The organism is Sulfurihydrogenibium subterraneum DSM 15120 (assembly GCF_000619805.1).
GTDB lineage: Bacteria > Aquificota > Aquificia > Aquificales > Hydrogenothermaceae > Sulfurihydrogenibium > Sulfurihydrogenibium subterraneum.
Genome location: NZ_JHUV01000008.1, coordinates 373,336 through 388,993, shown reverse-complemented (window position 1 = coordinate 388,993; position 15,658 = coordinate 373,336). Strand labels below are relative to the sequence as shown.

18 protein-coding genes are annotated in these 15,658 nt (G+C 33.7%); 8 read left to right on the top strand and 10 right to left on the bottom strand.

Features of this window, described 5'->3' with window-relative positions:
* Window positions 1-78: 78 nt before the first annotated feature.
* The 10 genes from tsaD to rpmI all read right to left on the bottom strand — a co-directional run bounded on the left by tsaD (window position 79) and on the right by rpmI (window position 10,715).
* The gene (gene tsaD / locus Q385_RS0102795) at window positions 79-1,095 is read right to left on the bottom strand and encodes a tRNA (adenosine(37)-N6)-threonylcarbamoyltransferase complex transferase subunit TsaD (RefSeq protein WP_028950207.1); all 1,017 of its coding nucleotides are present in this window, start codon (window positions 1,093-1,095) and stop codon (window positions 79-81) included.
* A 1-nt stretch (window position 1,096) separates the two neighbouring features.
* On the bottom strand, window positions 1,097-2,323 hold the full coding sequence (locus Q385_RS0102790; protein WP_028950206.1) for a S41 family peptidase: 1,227 nt from the start codon (window positions 2,321-2,323) through the stop codon (window positions 1,097-1,099).
* A 54-nt stretch (window positions 2,324-2,377) separates the two neighbouring features.
* The gene (locus Q385_RS0102785; RefSeq protein WP_028950205.1) at window positions 2,378-3,400 is read right to left on the bottom strand and encodes an aldo/keto reductase; all 1,023 of its coding nucleotides are present in this window, start codon (window positions 3,398-3,400) and stop codon (window positions 2,378-2,380) included.
* On the bottom strand, window positions 3,390-4,169 hold the full coding sequence (locus Q385_RS0102780) for a TIGR00282 family metallophosphoesterase (RefSeq protein ID WP_028950204.1): 780 nt from the start codon (window positions 4,167-4,169) through the stop codon (window positions 3,390-3,392). Before Q385_RS0102780 ends, Q385_RS0102785 begins: the two co-directional genes overlap by 11 nt.
* 7 nt (window positions 4,170-4,176) lie before the next feature.
* Window positions 4,177-5,871: a ribonuclease Y gene (rny, locus tag Q385_RS0102775; protein WP_028950203.1), complete on the bottom strand. Its 1,695-nt coding sequence runs from the start codon at window positions 5,869-5,871 to the stop codon at window positions 4,177-4,179.
* The gene (locus Q385_RS0102770) at window positions 5,868-6,428 is read right to left on the bottom strand and encodes a 5-formyltetrahydrofolate cyclo-ligase (protein ID WP_028950202.1); all 561 of its coding nucleotides are present in this window, start codon (window positions 6,426-6,428) and stop codon (window positions 5,868-5,870) included. Before Q385_RS0102770 ends, rny begins: the two co-directional genes overlap by 4 nt.
* 269 nt (window positions 6,429-6,697) lie before the next feature.
* Window positions 6,698-9,106 carry a phenylalanine--tRNA ligase subunit beta gene (pheT, locus tag Q385_RS0102765; RefSeq protein ID WP_028950201.1) on the bottom strand — a complete coding sequence of 803 codons (2,409 nt, stop codon included), beginning with the start codon at window positions 9,104-9,106 and terminating at the stop codon, window positions 6,698-6,700.
* On the bottom strand, window positions 9,103-10,137 hold the full coding sequence (gene pheS, locus Q385_RS0102760) for a phenylalanine--tRNA ligase subunit alpha (protein WP_028950200.1): 1,035 nt from the start codon (window positions 10,135-10,137) through the stop codon (window positions 9,103-9,105). The genes pheT and pheS overlap by 4 nt, the downstream gene beginning before the upstream one ends.
* A gap of 3 nt (window positions 10,138-10,140) precedes the next feature.
* Window positions 10,141-10,494, bottom strand: a complete 354-nt coding sequence (gene rplT / locus Q385_RS0102755) for a 50S ribosomal protein L20 (protein WP_028950199.1) — start codon at window positions 10,492-10,494, stop codon at window positions 10,141-10,143.
* A gap of 17 nt (window positions 10,495-10,511) precedes the next feature.
* Window positions 10,512-10,715 carry a 50S ribosomal protein L35 gene (rpmI, locus tag Q385_RS0102750; protein WP_028950198.1) on the bottom strand — a complete coding sequence of 68 codons (204 nt, stop codon included), beginning with the start codon at window positions 10,713-10,715 and terminating at the stop codon, window positions 10,512-10,514.
* Between the two features lie 115 nt (window positions 10,716-10,830).
* On the opposite strand from rpmI, the gene Q385_RS0102745 reads away from it, so the two are divergent.
* The 8 genes from Q385_RS0102745 to Q385_RS0102710 all read left to right on the top strand — a co-directional run bounded on the left by Q385_RS0102745 (window position 10,831) and on the right by Q385_RS0102710 (window position 15,656).
* On the top strand, window positions 10,831-11,418 hold the full coding sequence (locus Q385_RS0102745) for a 50S ribosomal protein L25/general stress protein Ctc (protein WP_028950197.1): 588 nt from the start codon (window positions 10,831-10,833) through the stop codon (window positions 11,416-11,418).
* On the top strand, window positions 11,419-11,988 hold the full coding sequence (gene pth / locus Q385_RS0102740) for an aminoacyl-tRNA hydrolase (RefSeq protein ID WP_028950196.1): 570 nt from the start codon (window positions 11,419-11,421) through the stop codon (window positions 11,986-11,988).
* Window positions 11,989-12,052: 64 nt separating this feature from the next.
* Complete coding sequence (gene rpsF / locus Q385_RS0102735; protein ID WP_028950195.1) at window positions 12,053-12,367, top strand: 30S ribosomal protein S6; 315 nt, start codon at window positions 12,053-12,055, stop codon at window positions 12,365-12,367.
* 2 nt (window positions 12,368-12,369) lie between these two features.
* Window positions 12,370-12,786 (top strand): single-stranded DNA-binding protein, encoded by a 417-nt coding sequence (locus Q385_RS0102730; protein WP_028950194.1) that lies wholly within the window; start codon window positions 12,370-12,372, stop codon window positions 12,784-12,786.
* 25 nt (window positions 12,787-12,811) lie between these two features.
* Complete coding sequence (rpsR, locus tag Q385_RS0102725) at window positions 12,812-13,051, top strand: 30S ribosomal protein S18 (protein ID WP_028950193.1); 240 nt, start codon at window positions 12,812-12,814, stop codon at window positions 13,049-13,051.
* A 12-nt stretch (window positions 13,052-13,063) separates the two neighbouring features.
* A complete protein-coding gene (gene rplI, locus Q385_RS0102720) occupies window positions 13,064-13,507 on the top strand; it encodes a 50S ribosomal protein L9 (RefSeq protein ID WP_028950192.1) in 444 nt (147 codons plus the stop codon).
* 2 nt (window positions 13,508-13,509) lie between these two features.
* Entirely contained in the window at window positions 13,510-14,913 is a 1,404-nt protein-coding gene (gene dnaB, locus Q385_RS0102715) for a replicative DNA helicase (RefSeq protein WP_028950191.1), read from the top strand.
* Complete coding sequence (locus Q385_RS0102710; RefSeq protein ID WP_028950190.1) at window positions 14,913-15,656, top strand: MlaE family ABC transporter permease; 744 nt, start codon at window positions 14,913-14,915, stop codon at window positions 15,654-15,656. The genes dnaB and Q385_RS0102710 overlap by 1 nt, the downstream gene beginning before the upstream one ends.
* The last annotated feature ends 2 nt before the right edge of the window (window positions 15,657-15,658 follow it).

Genomic DNA, 15,658 nt, shown 5'->3' with positions numbered 1-15,658 from the left:
ATTTAAGAGGTTTTGAATATGGAACTTGTGCTCATTGTTATGGGCTTATTTTTCTTAGTTGTTTTATTTGCTGGAATATTAGGTATGAAAATCTCTAAGTAGTTGAGGAAACTTATCTATTCTACATTTAGCCTTTGCTTCAAAGTCTAATCTAAATCCTTTTTTGTATTTTGAAAATCTTTTAAAGCCTGTAAAAGCAACCATAGCACCGTTGTCTGTGCAAAGATTAAGAGGAGGATAATAGAATTCAATATCTTCAATTTTTGAAACTTCTTCTCTAAGTTTTGAGTTGGCGGATACTCCTCCGGCTATTACAACTCTTTTTACGCCAAACTCATTGCAAGCGTCTAAAGTCTTTTTTAAAAGGGTCTCTATAACAGCAGCCTGAAAAGAAGCTGCAATGTCTTCCTTTTTATATAAACCTTTTCTTATTTCTTTTATTACTGCTGTTTTTAAGCCACTGAAAGAGAAGTTAAATCTGTTTTCCCCTTTTTCGTTTATGAGAGGTCTTGGAAATTTTATTATTTCTTTTCCGTTTTGTGTTAATCTGTCTATTACAGGACCTCCGGGAAAACCTAAATCCATAGCTCTTGCCACTTTATCAAAAACTTCTCCAACTGCGTCATCTAAAGTCCCACCTATATAAACATAATCCTCAAAATCTTTGACTAAAACTAACTCTGTATGTCCTCCTGATACTACAAGAGCTATAAAAGGATATTTAATCTCTTTTATCAAAAAGTTTGCAAATATGTGTGCTTCTATATGATGTACAGGTATAATTGGTTTCTTTAAAATAAAAGTTAGAGATTTTGCAGCTGCAACACCAATTACCAATGATACAATAAGTCCCGGCATAAACGTTGCTGCTACTGCATCAATATCTTTAAGGGAAATCTTTGCATCTTTTAATGCTTTATCTAAAACAGGTAAAAAGTTTTTTGTGTGTTCCCTTGCAGCAAGTTCTGGATAAACTCCTCCAAACTCTAAGTGAATAAATTGAGATGATACTACATTTGAAAGGATACCTCTTTCACTGTCATAAACAGCTACAGAGGTATCATCACAGGAGCTTTCTATTCCTAAAATTATCATCTTAATTTAATTTTTTGGCAAAGTTTAAAATTTTTACAGCATTTATGGCAGCTTCAAGTTGAGGGTCTTTTATTTCGGCTTCTTTTCCGTTCATTTTAGCTTCTCTTTCTGCTTTTGCTCTCTCAGCTTCTTCTTCTTCACTTACTTTTACTATTATATCGGGAGTTATACCTTTATTCATTATAAGATTTCCATTTGGAGTGTAGTAGTGGGCTACAGTTAATTTAACACCAGCACCATCAGGTAAAGGTATAAGTGTTTGTACAGACGCTTTACCGAAAGTTGTATCACCGACTATAATCGCTCTGTTATTATCTTTTAAAGCTCCGGTTAAAATTTCTGATGCAGATGCAGAGCCTTTATTAACGATAACCGCTATTGGAATTTTTTTATCCACTACTGGTTCTGATTGGGAGTAGAACTCCTCTCTGTTCTTAGGGTCTCTACCTTGTGTGTAAACGATCAATTTACCTTTAGGTAGTAGCATATCAGCAATAGAAACTGCAGAAGTGAGTAATCCACCGGGGTTGTTTCTAAGGTCTATTATAATACCTTCTTTATTTTTAAAAGATTTTAAAGCTTTTTCAAATTCTTCAGCTGAATTTTCTTGAAACTGGGTTAATCTTATGTATCCTATTTTCCCGTTTTCTAATTCTTTTGTTTTAACACTTTTTACTTTTATTATGTCTCTTACTAACTCTACTTTAAATGGCTTTTCTACACCTTTTCTAAATATAGTTAAGGTAACTTTTGTTCCCGGCTTTCCTCTCATTTTTTTAACTGCTTGAAAGAGAGTCATCTTATCTGTTGGTTCTCCATCTATTTCTATTATCCAGTCTCCAGGTTTTATTCCTGCTTTAAATGCAGGAGTGTCTTCTATCGGCGATACAACTAAAAGTTTATTGTTTTCCATTGTTACTTCCATTCCAAGTCCACCAAACTCTCCCTGTGTTTCTGAAGTAAACTCTTTAAACTCCTCTGGTGTAAAGAAGGTTGAGTAAGGGTCAAGTGAAGATAGTAAACCTCTTAGTGAGCCATAAAGTAATTTCTTAGATTCCGTTGGTTCAACGTAGTTATCTTCTACTAATTTTAAAACGTCTGTATAAGTTCTTATTATTTGAATATCTTCGCTGTAATCTGTTTTTGGTGTTTTTGCGTTAAGTCCAAAACTCATTCCGGCAACAAATATTAAAATCACACCTACAACCATTGAGATTCTGCTTTTCATCTTATCTCCTTTAAATAATTTTATCTAAAATTTAGTATATCATAAACTTATTTTTTATCTACTGCTTGAAAATATAAAATCAATTTCTTCTTTTTCAAGTTTAGGATACTTTTCTATCTCTATGTTTTCTAAAAGATGGTTTACTTTACTCATACCTATAAGCACTGTTCCTACTCCCGGAGTACTTCTTACAAACTGTATAGGGATATGGACATCTTTTTCTACTTTGAATAATTTTTTAGCATTTTCATCAAATCTTCTAACTATTCTTCCTTGGAATAATGGTGCGCTTATGTATGTATATATACCAAGAATTTGAGTTGCTTCTAAAGTGGAGTAGAGCTTACCATTATAATATTGATTTTTTAGTGTGTAGCTTTCAGTCATTGCTAAGTTATAAGGTAGCTGAATAAATCTAAAGTGATGGTTTTCTCCGCCTACTTCTTTGGCAATATCAAAAATTTCAAACAGATTTAGATGTTGGATATGGTCAGGATTAACTCTAAAACCGTTCCACGTTGCAAGTCCATAATATCTTAGCTTTCCTTGATTTACTTTTCCTTCTAAGAGTCTGAAAACCGTCCAGAGTTTTTTGTAAAACGTTTGTTTATCTACTATCTGAAGCTGGTCTTCTGGATTATGTAAAAAGTATATGTCAATGTAGTCTGTGTTTAAGTTTTCTAAACTTTTTTCAAGAGACCAGTCTATGAATTTTGGCGTTAGTATATTTCCGTAAGGTGTGATGTCCTCTTTGTTTACAATGCCTTTATCTATTAAATTTTCCTTCAAATACTGTGTGATGTTTTCTACTTTAAGTCTATTATCCTTTGGAAAGTATCCGCCTTTCGTAGAGATAATTAAATTTTTTCTATCTATCTGTTGTAAAACTCTACCTATAACCCTTTCACTTTCCATATCTCTGTAATTTATAGCTGTATCTATTACGTTGATGCCCAGTTTTACTGCTTTTTTTATGGTCTCTTCATAGTTTTTGTTTGTATTTTCATCTGGACTGCCTAAGTAAGTTCCAACTCCTATTTCAGATAGCTTTAAATCTAAAAAGTTTTTATAGTTCATAATTTTCACCTTCTTTTATCTGTATTCTTTTTAACTGCTTTTCTTCTGTATCTAAAAATAAAGCTTGGAATATATAATTCCCTTCTTCTGGTTCATACTTTACAGGCATTCCTGTTATAAATTTCTCTATGATTTGATGGCTTTTAACTCCTATTACAGAGTTGTAAGCTCCTGTTAAGCCTACATCTGATATATAAGCTGTGCCTTTTGGTAGAAATCTTTCATCCGAAGTTTGTACGTGGGTGTGAGTTCCAAAGACTAAAGTTGCCCGTGAATCTACGTAATAACCAAAAGCTTGTTTTTCTGAAGTTGCTTCTCCGTGAAAATCCACTATTATGTAGTTTGATGTATCTTTTACTTCGTTGTAGATTTCATCAAAGGCTCTAAAAGGACAATCTAAAGGAATTCCCATAAAAACTCTTCCCATAAGGTTTATAACTGTTATTTTTTTACCGTTTTTTTCGTAGGTGTTAAAACCTTTTCCTTTTGCAAGGGGTGGAAGGTTTGCAGGTCTAAGTAATCTTTCATCATCTATGATTGCATACACTTCTTTTTTATCAAATGTATGATTTCCAGATGTTATGACGTCTACTCCTGCCGTTAGGATTTCGTCAAATGTAGGTTTTGTAATACCGTTTCCGTGGGCTAAATTTTCTCCGTTTAAAACTACAAAGTCTATCTTTAGCTTTTCTTTAAGGAAAGGAAGAACCTCTTTAACGGCTCTCCTTCCTGTTCTTCCTATTACATCACCTATTACTAAAAATCTCATACTTAACCTACTTTGCTAATTCTACAAACCTTGATTCTCTTATTGTGACAACTTTTATCTGTCCAGGGAATTCTACTTCTTTTTCTATTCTTTTTGCTATTTCTTTTGTTAAAAGGTAAGCTTCCTCGTCTGAGAGTTTTTCTGCGTTAACTATGACCCTTACTTCCCTACCTGCCTGTATTGCAAAAGACTTTTCTACATTTTCAAAAGAGTTAACAATAGCTTCTATTTTTTCAAGTCTGTTTATGTAAGATTGTAGAACCTCTCTTCTTGCTCCTGGTCTTGCTGCTGAAAGTGCGTCTGCAGCTGCTACTAAAACAGCTTCAGGATACCTTGCAGGTTCATCTCCGTGGTGGTAAAGAATTGCATTTATAACGTAGTCTGGCTCTCCGTATCTTCTTGCTATTTCAGCTCCGACCTTAGAGTGAGCTCCTCCTACTTCGTGGGATATAGCTTTACCTATATCGTGCATAAGCCCTCCTCTTCTTGCCATCTTTTCATCTAAACCAAGCATTGCTGCCATCATTCCTGCAAGGTGTGCAACTTCTTTAGTGTGTAATAAAACATTTTGGGTATAAGATGTTCTGTAGTTTAACTTTCCAATGTAGTAGTAAAGCTCAGGATGTACATCGGTAAAACCAAGTTCAAGACATGTTTCTTCTCCTAACTTTCTAATATGCTGATCCATTTCTTCTTTTACTTTTTCAACAACCTCTTCTATCCTTCCAGGATGTATTCTACCATCAGCTATAAGTCTCTCTAAAGCTGTTTTTGCAATCTCTCTTCTTAACGGGTCAAAGGAAGATATTGTAACTATGTCTGGTGTATCATCTATTATTAAATCTACACCTGTTGCCATTTCAAAAGCTCTTATGTTTCTACCTTCCCTTCCTATTATTCTACCTTTGATGTCATTGCTTGGAAGGTCAACAACTGAAACTGTATACGTAGTAGTTGCTTCTGGAGCAAGTCTTTGAATTGCAGTAACAAGATTCCATTTTGCTTCTTTTTCTGCATTTTTCCTTGCCTCTTCTTCTATTTCTCTCATAAGTTTAGCAGCTTCTAACTTTGCTTCTTCTTCTACTTTTCTCATAAGTTCTGTTTTTGCTTCTTCTTTTGTCATGCTTGCAATTCTTTGAAGCTCTAAGATGTACTGTTCTTCAGCAGATTTGACTTTTTCTTCTTTTTCTTTTAACTGTTTCTCTAAAGCCTTTATCTCTGTTTCTAATTTAGCAATTTCTGTAGCTCTTTTTTCTATTTCTTCTTCTCTATGTTCTAATCTTGCAAGTCTTTTCTCTAACTGAGATTCTTTCATTAAAAGTTGTTTTTCTAAGTTTTGAAGTTCCTCTCTTTTTTGTCTAAGCTCGTTTTCAAGTTCCTGCTTTCTTTTTAACAGCTCTTTTTCAATAATAAACTCTTGTTGTTCTTTTAGTTTTAATGCTTCTCTCTCTATTTCTGACGCTCTTATCTTTGCCTCTTTTTCTGCTTCTTTTATGACCCTTTCAGCTTCTTTTTCAGCTTCCTTTTTTATCCTTTCAGCTTCCTCTTTTGCAAGCTTTTCTAACTCTTCTTTTCTGCTTAATACTTTGCTATACTCTTGCTCTTTTTCTTTTAACTTTTTTTCTACCATTACTTTACAAGCAGTAAATCCAGCTCCACCAGCAAAAACTGCAGATAATAATCCTACTATCACTTCATTCATTTTACTTCCTCCTTCTTTGTTTTTAAAATTTGTGTTGGTGTGATAATTAAATCAACTTGTATATCGTGCAAGTCATGGGGCAGTTTTTCTAAAAGTTGAAAATCATAACAAAAACCTACTTTTACTGTATCTTTTCTTAGTTTTGGTAAAAATCTGTCGTAATAGCCTTTTCCATAACCAATTCTGTATCCTTCTTTATCGTAGGCAACTGCAGGAACAACTATTATGTCTATATCTTGAGTGTCTATCTGGATACCTACAGGCTCTTTGATGCCAGCATACCCTACGATTAGATTGTCTAAATCTTTGATAATAATTGGTTTAATATCTTGTCCTGATACTTTTGGCAGAACTACGGTTTTTTTCTCTTGTAATAGTTTTCTTATCAAAGGTACGGAATCTACTTCTTTTCTGTGTGGATAATAAAGCATGAATGTTTTAAAATTTAAGAAGTCGGAGTTTTGCAGAAAATTGTTGACGATTTTGTTAGAGTCTTCTTGCCAGTTAGGATAAATCTCCCTTTTTGCTAAAAGCTTCTTTCTAAGTTCTACTTTCAATATGACCTCCCAAACTAACTTGGAAGGTCAGGGCTAAAAAAGTGTTTTAGGCTCCCACAGAGCCGTTGGGATGGTTCTTCTGTTCTTGGGCACTTCCCCAATAGGTGGGTGCTCCCACTGTAGTCCCAAGGGATCTACAGAATATCGAGCTCCCTTTCTGATGTATATAGCCCAGAAAATTTTTAAACCATCCCAGTCGTACCCCGCAGGAAAGCCTTAATTATTTCTAAATCTATATAAAAATCTTTTATCACTTTTTCAGCTCCTGACTACTTCCTTAATTCAATGTCAGGATAAATTAATTTAAGTTTGTTTAAAATTTCTTCAACTTCTACATTTACCTCTTCATCTGATAAGCTTTTATCAGGATTTAAAAACTCAACAGATACCGCAACACTCTTAAGACATTCAGATAAGAAGTAAACGTCAAAAAGTTTAACATTCTTAATAAGATTTGAAGAGTTCTTTAAATCTTCTATTAAACTTCCAACTTTTACATTTACGTCTACTACAAAAGCAAGGTCTCTTTTAACAGGTGGATGTTTCGGAATCTCTTTATAAATAACAGGTCTTTTATTTAGATAGTAGGTATAGATGTATCCTTCCTTTACTGGATTTTCTTTAATCTCTCTTGGAACGTACTTTAGTTTTAACTCAAAAACAAAAGTGTTTTTTGGAATCTCAAACTCTGCTGCAATTTGAGGATGGATTTTTCCAACATAACCAACTATAAAGCCGTTAATGACTATATTAGCTGATTCGTAAGGATGTAAAAATACAGGTAAATTTTCATCTGAAATGGAGTACTCTAAACCAAGGGAATTTAGAAGATTGTTTACAACACCTTTTAACGATAAGAAATCCCAATCTCTGTCTGTCCTGAAGCTTCTTACAGGTGAAGTATAGTTATAACCATCTACCAATTTACCACTTACAAGCCCTGCTACGTTTATTGATTCGTGGTCTTCAAAAAATGTAGATGATATTTCAAAAATAGAGAGGTCTTTTCTACCAAATCTTAAGTTTTCAATCTGGTTTTGAATTAGGCTAACTATAATAGTGTCTCTCATTACACTTTGAGATTTTAAAATGTAGTTTAAAATCTGTATCTTAGGAACTGGCAAAGATAAAGTGGTATAAAAATCTGGAGATGTAAAGGTGTAGTTAAGAACTTCTGTAAAACCGTTGTCTAAGAAAAACTGGCGTACTTTAGTGTCAAATTCGTAATCTTTAGGTCTGTTAAAGGTTTTAGTAAAGATTTTAAGATAGTCTTCTTTAAAGTTATCGTATCCGTAAATCCTTGCAACTTCTTCAACTAAATCTATCTCCCTTTCTAAATCGTAAGTTCTAAAAGAAGGAATGTAAACTTTAAAATCTTCTCCATGTTTTTCTACTGGTATCTCTAACCCTGTTAGTATTTTTTCAACAGTTTCAGACTCTATTTTGCTACCTAACACTTTTTCTATAAAAGATGGTCTTAGGACTATAGTTTTAGGCTGATAAGGTTTTAGGTATAAATCTTTTACAGCTCTAACTTCTCCACCTGATAAAGAAAGGATTAAAGAAATTGCCTTGTCAGAAGCTGTAGAGCAGTTTTCTACGTCTACACCTCTTTCAAACCTATAGGAAGAGTCTGTAAGGATAGAGAGTCTTTTAGCTGTTTTTCTTACGCTTATAGGGTCAAATACAGCAGCTTCTAAAAGGATGTTTTGTGTGTTTTCATCTATTTTACTGTTTTCTCCACCTATTACTCCTGCAATTGCAAGAGCTTTTTTATCGTCAGCTATAACTATATCCCCAAATGTTAAAACTCTTTCTTGACCATCTAAGGTTATTATCTTTTCTCCTTCAAAAGCATTTCTAACTGTAATTTTACCTTCAATTCTGTCTAAATCAAAGGCGTGGAGAGGTTGACCTTCTTGAAGAAGAATGTAGTTTGTAATGTCTACGATGTTGTTTATAACAGATATTCCAGATTTTATAAGTTTTAATCTGATAGATAATGGAGATTGTCTTATTTTTATACCTTTTATAACAGTAGCTTTGTACCTTAAGACTTTATCCGTTTGAATGTTTATTTTTACATAATCTCCTACAGTAGAAAGTTGTGGATAGTAATCTTTTCTTTTTAAACCAAATGCAGCTGCTATTTCCCTGCTTAAACCTCTAACGCTTAAAACGTCTCCTCTGTTTGGAGTGATTTCTACTTCAAAAATATCATCTTTGCCAAGGTCTAAAATCTCATTTGCATCTACTCCAACAGGTGTATCTTCATCTAACAAAAATAAACCGTCAGATTTCTCTTCCAACCCAAGTTCTTCAAGGGATAAAAGCATTCCTTCTGAGGTGAAAGAACCAAAGTTAACAAGCTTTATCTCTTTACCTAAGATGTTAGCCCCTACCTTTGCAAGAATTGCAACATTACCAGCTTTTACGTTGTCAGCTCCTGTTATAACCTGATACTCTTTTTGTCCATTACTTACTTTACACACAAAGAGTTTGTCTTTTTCTGGATGTTTTTCTACTGATAAGACTTTTACTGTGATTATGTTAGGAATGTAATTACCAAACTTATAAACGTTTGTTTCTATACCTATAAGATTTAATTTCTCTGCAACTTCTTCGGCTGGAATATCAATATCAACAAACTCTTTAATCCACGAGTAAGGAATCTTCATCCTATCCCCTTAAACTGAGAGTTAAACCTCATGTCGTTGTTAAAAAGTAGTCTGATGTCGGTTATTTGATACTTTAGCATAGTGATTCTCTCTATTCCAAGTCCAAACGCAAAACCTGAATAAACGTTAGGGTCTATACCACAGGCGGTAAATACGTTAGGGTCTACCATACCACAGCCAAGTATTTCAAGCCATCCAGTATTTTTACAAACTTTACAACCTTTCCCACCACAAACGGTACAACCAATGTCAACCTCAGCCGAAGGCTCTGTAAATGGAAAGTAGCTTGGTCTAAACCTTATAGGAATGTTTTTACCAAATACTGACTCTAAAAATATCTTTAAAACACCTTTTAACTGCCTAAAGGTAATATCTTTGTCAACTACAAGTCCTTCTATCTGGTGGAACATAGGAGAGTGGGTAGGGTCTAAATCCTTTCTGTAAACTCTACCAGGAGCAACTACGGCAATAGGTGGTTTCTTTTTTAACATAGTTCTTATCTGAACGGGAGATGTATGAGTTCTAAGAATCATACCGTTGTTTAAATAAAAAGTGTCCTGCATATCCCTTGCAGGATGATTTTCTGGTATGTTTAACATAGTAAAGTTATAGTTTTCATCTTCAACTTCGGGTCCAGATTCAACAGAAAATCCCATATACAGAAATATATCTGTAATCTCTTTTAGTGTTTGTAAAACAGGATGAGGACTTCCAATTTCAAACCAGTTTGGTGGTAAAGATACGTCTATCTTTTCTTTTTTTAGAGATTCTTCTAACGCTTTCTTTTTAAAACTTTCTTCGTACTCTCTTATTTTTTCTTCTAAAAACTCTTTTATAGAGTTTGCAAGCTGTCCTATCTCTTTTCTCTCTTCAGGTGGTAAAGTACCTAAGGTTTTTAATATAGATGTAATTACTCCTTTTTTACCTAAGTACTTTACTCTAATATCATTTAAGGAAGAAGGGTCTTTAACCCCTTCCATCTCTTTTAAAACTTCTTCTTTAAGACTAAGAAGCTGAGCTTTTATATCCATAAATTAAGCTGCCAAAGCAGATTTCGCAGTTTCTACTAATTTAGCAAAAGCTGGCATATCGTTTACAGCCATGTCTGCAAGAATTTTTCTATCAAGTTCTATTCCTGCCTTTTTCAGACCGTTAATCAATTGGCTGTAGCTGATCCCATTTAATCTTGCAGCTGCATTTATTCTTGTAATCCATAAAGATCTAAACTGTCTTTTCTTCTGTCTTCTGTCTCTGTAAGCGTAAGCAAGAGAGTGCATTACTTGTTCTTTGGCTCTTCTGTAAGACCTATGTTTTTGTCCGTAGTAGCCTTTAGCCAGCTTTAAGATCTTCTTTTTATGTTTCTTTGAAGATGGTCCTTTTACTCTCATTTTTAATGACCTCCTGTTTAGTTATTAGGTAAAAGTGCTTTAAGTTTATGCTCTATACATTCTGGAGCGTATTGTGGTTTTCTTCCTTGTCTTTTTCTTTTAGATGATTTTTTAGTATTATAGTGAGAAACGCCACCTTTTGTGTACTTAATCTTTCCTTTTGCTGTAAATTTTAATCTTTTTGCAGCAGTTCTATTTGTTTTCATCTTAACTTTTGCCATTGATTTCCTCCTTCAAAAATTTGTAAGAGATAATTATAACATACTTTCCAAAAAAATTTAAAATATGTTATAATGTTTTTTCGTTTAAATTTAACTTAAGGAGGATGTTTAGATGATTCAAACGATAGAATGGAAGGCATTACCAAGAAAAAAAGGAACAAAATCAGAAGTTAAACAAAACAGAATGAAAGGGTTAATACCTGCAGAAGTTTACGGAAAAGGGCACCCTAACTTGTCTGTATATATACAGAAAAAAGCACTTTTAAGCAGACCTCACGGAAACTTTCTCATTAACCTTTTAGTAGAAGGAGACCCAGAACCAAAATTATGTGTATTAAAAGATATCCAGTACAACTACTTAGGAGACGAACCTATTCACGTTGACCTTTATGAAGTCACTTCCGGAGTTGAGTTTGATATAGAAGTTCCTGTAGAGTTTGTAGGTAAAGCAAAAGGTGTAGAAAAAGGTGGAATATTTGAAGCTCATCTACACTCTATAGTTGTTAGGACAGAACCTAAGAATATTCCAGAAAAAATAGTTGTAGATGTATCAAACCTTGATTTAGGAAATGTTTTACACGTTAGAGATATAACTCCTCCAGAAGGCGTTAAAATAATGACTCATGGAGAAGAAGTTTTAGCTGTAGTGGCTGAGCCTGAAGAAGAAGTAGCCGAGGAAACTACAGAAGGGGCATCTGCTTAATTGATTAAAGCTGTTATAGGACTTGGAAATCCAGGACAAAAGTATAAAGATACACGCCATAACGTCGGTTTTATGGTTGCCGACGCTATGGCAAAAGTCTTAAAATGCAATAACAAATATAAAGAAAAAGCATTTTCTCACATATACGAATGTCCAGATTATGATGTTATAGTTGCAAAGCCTCAAACGTATATGAATTTAAGTGGAAATGCTGTTTTAAACATATTAGAGGATTACAATTTAAAACCAAATGAAATACTTGTAGTTTACGATGACCTTGATTTGAATTTAGGTACTATAAAGGTAAGAACAAAAGGTTCAAGCGGCGGGCATAACGGGTTAAAATCTATTATAAGTATGATAAAAACGGAAGAATTCCCAAGGTTGAGAATAGGAATAGGAAGACCAGCTAAAAAAGAAGAAGTATCTGATTACGTTCTATCCCCTTTTACAAAAGAAGAAAAGTTTATAGTAGATAAAGTTATAACTGCTGCTACTGAATGTATATTAAATGTGTTAAAATATGGAATAGAAAAATCTATGAACAGCTGTAATAAGAGCGTAATTTAAGCCTTGCTTTTCCGTAAAACGGGAAGGCTGATTTTATAAAAATCATCCAGAAGGAGGTATGTGTATGAGACATTATGAGCTTGTGTGCGTTTTGAAACCAACTCTTTCAGAAGAAGAGTTGAACGCTAGAGTAGAAGCAATCCAAAACCTGATTAAAGAAAATCAGGGAGAGATTTACAACTTAGAAAAGTGGGGCAGAAGAAACCTTGCTTACCCTATTCAAAAGTTTAATTCTGGGTACTATTACTTGATTAACTACAAAACAGACAACAGTAAACTTGCTGGAATCCTTGAGTATAACTTAAGAATCACTGAAGAAGTCATAAGATTTTTAAACATGAAAATCCAAGTTAAAGAGGATAAAAAAGAGGTAGCATAATTATGCTTAATAAAGTTTTGCTAATAGGTAGGTTAACAAGAGACCCTGAAATAAGGTACCTTCCGAGTGGAATGCAAATAACCAGCTTTTCTTTAGCTGTTAATAGAAGATTTAAAGATAAAGGTGGAAACTGGCAAGAGGAAACATATTTTTTTGATATCGAAACTTTTGGATCGTTAGCAGAAAGACTTGGAAAACAGTTATCCAGAGGAAACCAGATCTTTTTAGAAGGTTCCTTAAGACAGGACAAGTGGGAAAATCAAGCAGGAGAAAAAAGGTCTAAGATTAAGATAGTAGCTGAGAAGGTATCTTTACTTTCAAGACCTACTCAAGGCGATTCAAATCAAAAGTCTTCTTATGAAGATAATGAGTTTGTAGAGCCTACAGACTTAAACTCTGATGAAGACGTACCATTTTAATTTTTGAAAAAGGAGGTATTTAAATATGGCAAACGTTCAACAAAACAAACCATTTTTCCAAAAAAGAAAAAAGTACTGCAAGTTCTGTGCAGAAAAGAAAGAACCAAATTACAAAGATGTTGAAATGCTGAAAGAGTTTATATCAGAAAGAGGTAAAATTGTTCCAAGAAGAATATCCGGAACCTGTGCAAAACATCAAAGAAAGTTATCTGTTGAAATCAAAAAAGCAAGACAGCTTGCTTTAATACCTTATGTGATAGTGTAAGGAGGTTAGAAGATGAAGGTTATCTTAACTAAAGATGTAGAAGGTTGGGGAACTCTTGGTGATATCATAGAAGTAAAGGATGGCTTTGCAAGAAACTACCTTATACCAAGAGGATTAGCTTATCCGGCAAATGACCAGTATGTAAAACACGTTCAAGAAATACTAAATCATAAGGCAAGAAAACTCCAGAGAGAAAAAGAAAAAGCTTTAGAACTTGCTAAAAAATTAGATGGTGTAGAGATAGAAATAAAAAAACCAATAGGTGTTACTGGAAAAATGTACGGATCGGTTGGAACTAACGAGATTGCTGAAAAGTTAGCAGAAAAAGGCTTAGAAGTAGATAAGAAAAAGATAATGCTTAGAAGTCCTATAAGAAACCTTGGTAGTTACAACGTTCAAATTAAACTTCATCCAGAAGTTTCTGCCACTATAAGAATTCACGTTCAACCCGAATAATCATGGCTACCAATAATGACAGCCCTATCTTACCTTACGATGAGGTTACGGAAAGGGCTGTCCTTGGTAGTTTGTTTATACATCCAGAGATTGTAGATACAGCTGTAACGAAGTTAAAACCTTACGATTTTTTTAATCAAAGACACAAAGAAATATTTAACGCTGTAATTCATCTATTTAACGAAAGTAAACCTATAGAACCTATCTTAGTAAAAGAATTTTTAGAAAAAAAAGGTAGTTTAGACTTAGTAGGTGGACTTCAGTATCTCACAGAACTTGCTTTAGAATCTGTCCCACCAGAGATATTTTATCAACTAATTGATATACTCAAAGAGAAAGCTACTTTAAGAGCTTTAATAGAATCTGCCCAAAAAATAATAACGAAAGCAAAATCTCCAAGTACAGATATAAACTCCCTTTTAGAAGAAGCAGAAAGTATTATATTTCAGGTAACTGAATCAAAAGAAAATATATACTATTACAGTATTGGGGAAGTATTAAAAGAAACTTTAAGAATAATAAATGAACTTGCAAAAAAAGAAACGGTAGTAACCGGTATCCCGACAGGATTTTATGATTTAGATAGACTCACAACTGGCTTTCATCCAGGAGATTTGGTAATAATAGCAGCAAGACCCGGTATGGGTAAAACAAGTTTTGCATTATCAATACTTCACCATCTTTCTATCATAGAAAATGTTCCTTCTGCTTTTTTCTCATTAGAAATGTCTAAAGAACAGATTGCTATGAGGCTATTAGGTGAAGAAACAAAAATACCACTAAAGAAAATAAGGTCTGGGTTTTTAAATGATGGTGAGATAGAAAGTATTACAAAATCAGCCATCAAATTAATGAAAACTCCTCTATATATAGACGATACAGCATCTTTATCTATTTTAGATTTAAAGGCAAAAGCAAGGAGACTGAAAAAAGAAAAAGATATAAAAATAATAGTAATAGACTACCTTCAGCTTTTAAGGTCTCACAGAAGAGTAGAAAATAGGCAGCAAGAAGTAGCGGAAATATCAAGAGGATTAAAAGGTTTAGCAAAAGAGCTTGGAATACCCGTTATAGCTCTTGCTCAGCTTTCTCGTCAGGCTGAGATGAGAGCAGATAAAAGACCACAACTTGCAGACCTTAGGGAAAGCGGTTCTATAGAGCAAGATGCAGACCTTGTTTTATTTATACATAGGCCGGAGTATTATAAAAAAAATCCGTCTCCTCAAGAGGAAGGACTTGCAGAGATAATAATTGCAAAACAGAGAAATGGTCCTACAGGAGTTATAAACTTAGCCTTCGTAAAAGAAATAACAAAATTTGAAAATTTAGCTAAAACCAGTGATAATATAGTAGAAGAAGAATTTGAAGAAATAAATCAATACGAAGAAGATGGGGTAGACTTCTAATGTTTTTTACTAAGTTTGTTGAACATACAGGTGAGATAACTTTATTTTTTATAAAAACAATAGTTGCTACTTTTAAGAGATTTCCAAAATTAAAACATATACTAAAATATATGGAAGATATAGGAGTTAATGCCGCTTTACTTATAATTTTAACAGGTTTTTTTACCGGTGGTGTTTTGGTTGTTGAAACTTATCCAACATTTCATAAATTTAACGCAGAGTATTTGATGGGTGCTCTCGTTTCTCTTTCTTTGGCAAGGGAGCTTTCTCCAGTTTTAGTTGCTCTTCTTGTAACTGCAAGGTCTGGTTCTGCAATTGCAGCAAATATCGGTACTATGAGAATAACAGAGCAGATAGATGCCCTTGAAGTTATGGCTGTAAATCCATTTAGTTATCTTGTTTCTCCAAGGCTCATCGCTGCTATAGTAATGGTTCCTGCGTTAACTGTTTTATCTTATGTAAGTGGTGTAATAGGTGGTTATTTTACCTCCGTTTACATATATGGGATAAATGAGTATATGTATTGGGAAAAATTAAAGGATTTCACAGAGTTAAAGGATATATTTGGTGGACTTTATAAGGCAGCAGTATTTGGAGCTGTACTGACTACTATAACCTCTTATTTTGGATATATCACAAGGGGAGGAGCAGAAGGAGTTGGAAGGTCTACAACGACAGCAGTGGTAGTTGCTTCTGTTTTAATACTGATACTTGATTACTTCTTAACAGCTCTCATTTACTAATG

Excerpts from the sequence above, each read along its gene's own strand:
- rpsF (WP_028950195.1), top strand. The coding sequence starts at position 12,053 with ATGAGACATTATGAGCTTGTGTGCGTTTTGAAACCAACTCTTTCAGAA.
- rplT (WP_028950199.1), bottom strand. The coding sequence starts at position 10,494 with ATGAGAGTAAAAGGACCATCTTCAAAGAAACATAAAAAGAAGATCTTA.
- Q385_RS0102730 (WP_028950194.1), top strand. The coding sequence starts at position 12,370 with ATGCTTAATAAAGTTTTGCTAATAGGTAGGTTAACAAGAGACCCTGAA.
- dnaB (WP_028950191.1), top strand. The coding sequence starts at position 13,510 with ATGGCTACCAATAATGACAGCCCTATCTTACCTTACGATGAGGTTACG.
- Q385_RS0102790 (WP_028950206.1), bottom strand. The coding sequence starts at position 2,323 with ATGAAAAGCAGAATCTCAATGGTTGTAGGTGTGATTTTAATATTTGTT.
- rpsR (WP_028950193.1), top strand. The coding sequence starts at position 12,812 with ATGGCAAACGTTCAACAAAACAAACCATTTTTCCAAAAAAGAAAAAAG.
- Q385_RS0102710 (WP_028950190.1), top strand. The coding sequence starts at position 14,913 with ATGTTTTTTACTAAGTTTGTTGAACATACAGGTGAGATAACTTTATTT.
- rplI (WP_028950192.1), top strand. The coding sequence starts at position 13,064 with ATGAAGGTTATCTTAACTAAAGATGTAGAAGGTTGGGGAACTCTTGGT.
- Q385_RS0102785 (WP_028950205.1), bottom strand. The coding sequence starts at position 3,400 with ATGAACTATAAAAACTTTTTAGATTTAAAGCTATCTGAAATAGGAGTT.
- tsaD (WP_028950207.1), bottom strand. The coding sequence starts at position 1,095 with ATGATAATTTTAGGAATAGAAAGCTCCTGTGATGATACCTCTGTAGCT.
- Q385_RS0102780 (WP_028950204.1), bottom strand. The coding sequence starts at position 4,169 with ATGAGATTTTTAGTAATAGGTGATGTAATAGGAAGAACAGGAAGGAGA.
- rny (WP_028950203.1), bottom strand. The coding sequence starts at position 5,871 with ATGAATGAAGTGATAGTAGGATTATTATCTGCAGTTTTTGCTGGTGGA.
- rpmI (WP_028950198.1), bottom strand. The coding sequence starts at position 10,715 with ATGGCAAAAGTTAAGATGAAAACAAATAGAACTGCTGCAAAAAGATTA.
- pheT (WP_028950201.1), bottom strand. The coding sequence starts at position 9,106 with ATGAAGATTCCTTACTCGTGGATTAAAGAGTTTGTTGATATTGATATT.
- pheS (WP_028950200.1), bottom strand. The coding sequence starts at position 10,137 with ATGGATATAAAAGCTCAGCTTCTTAGTCTTAAAGAAGAAGTTTTAAAA.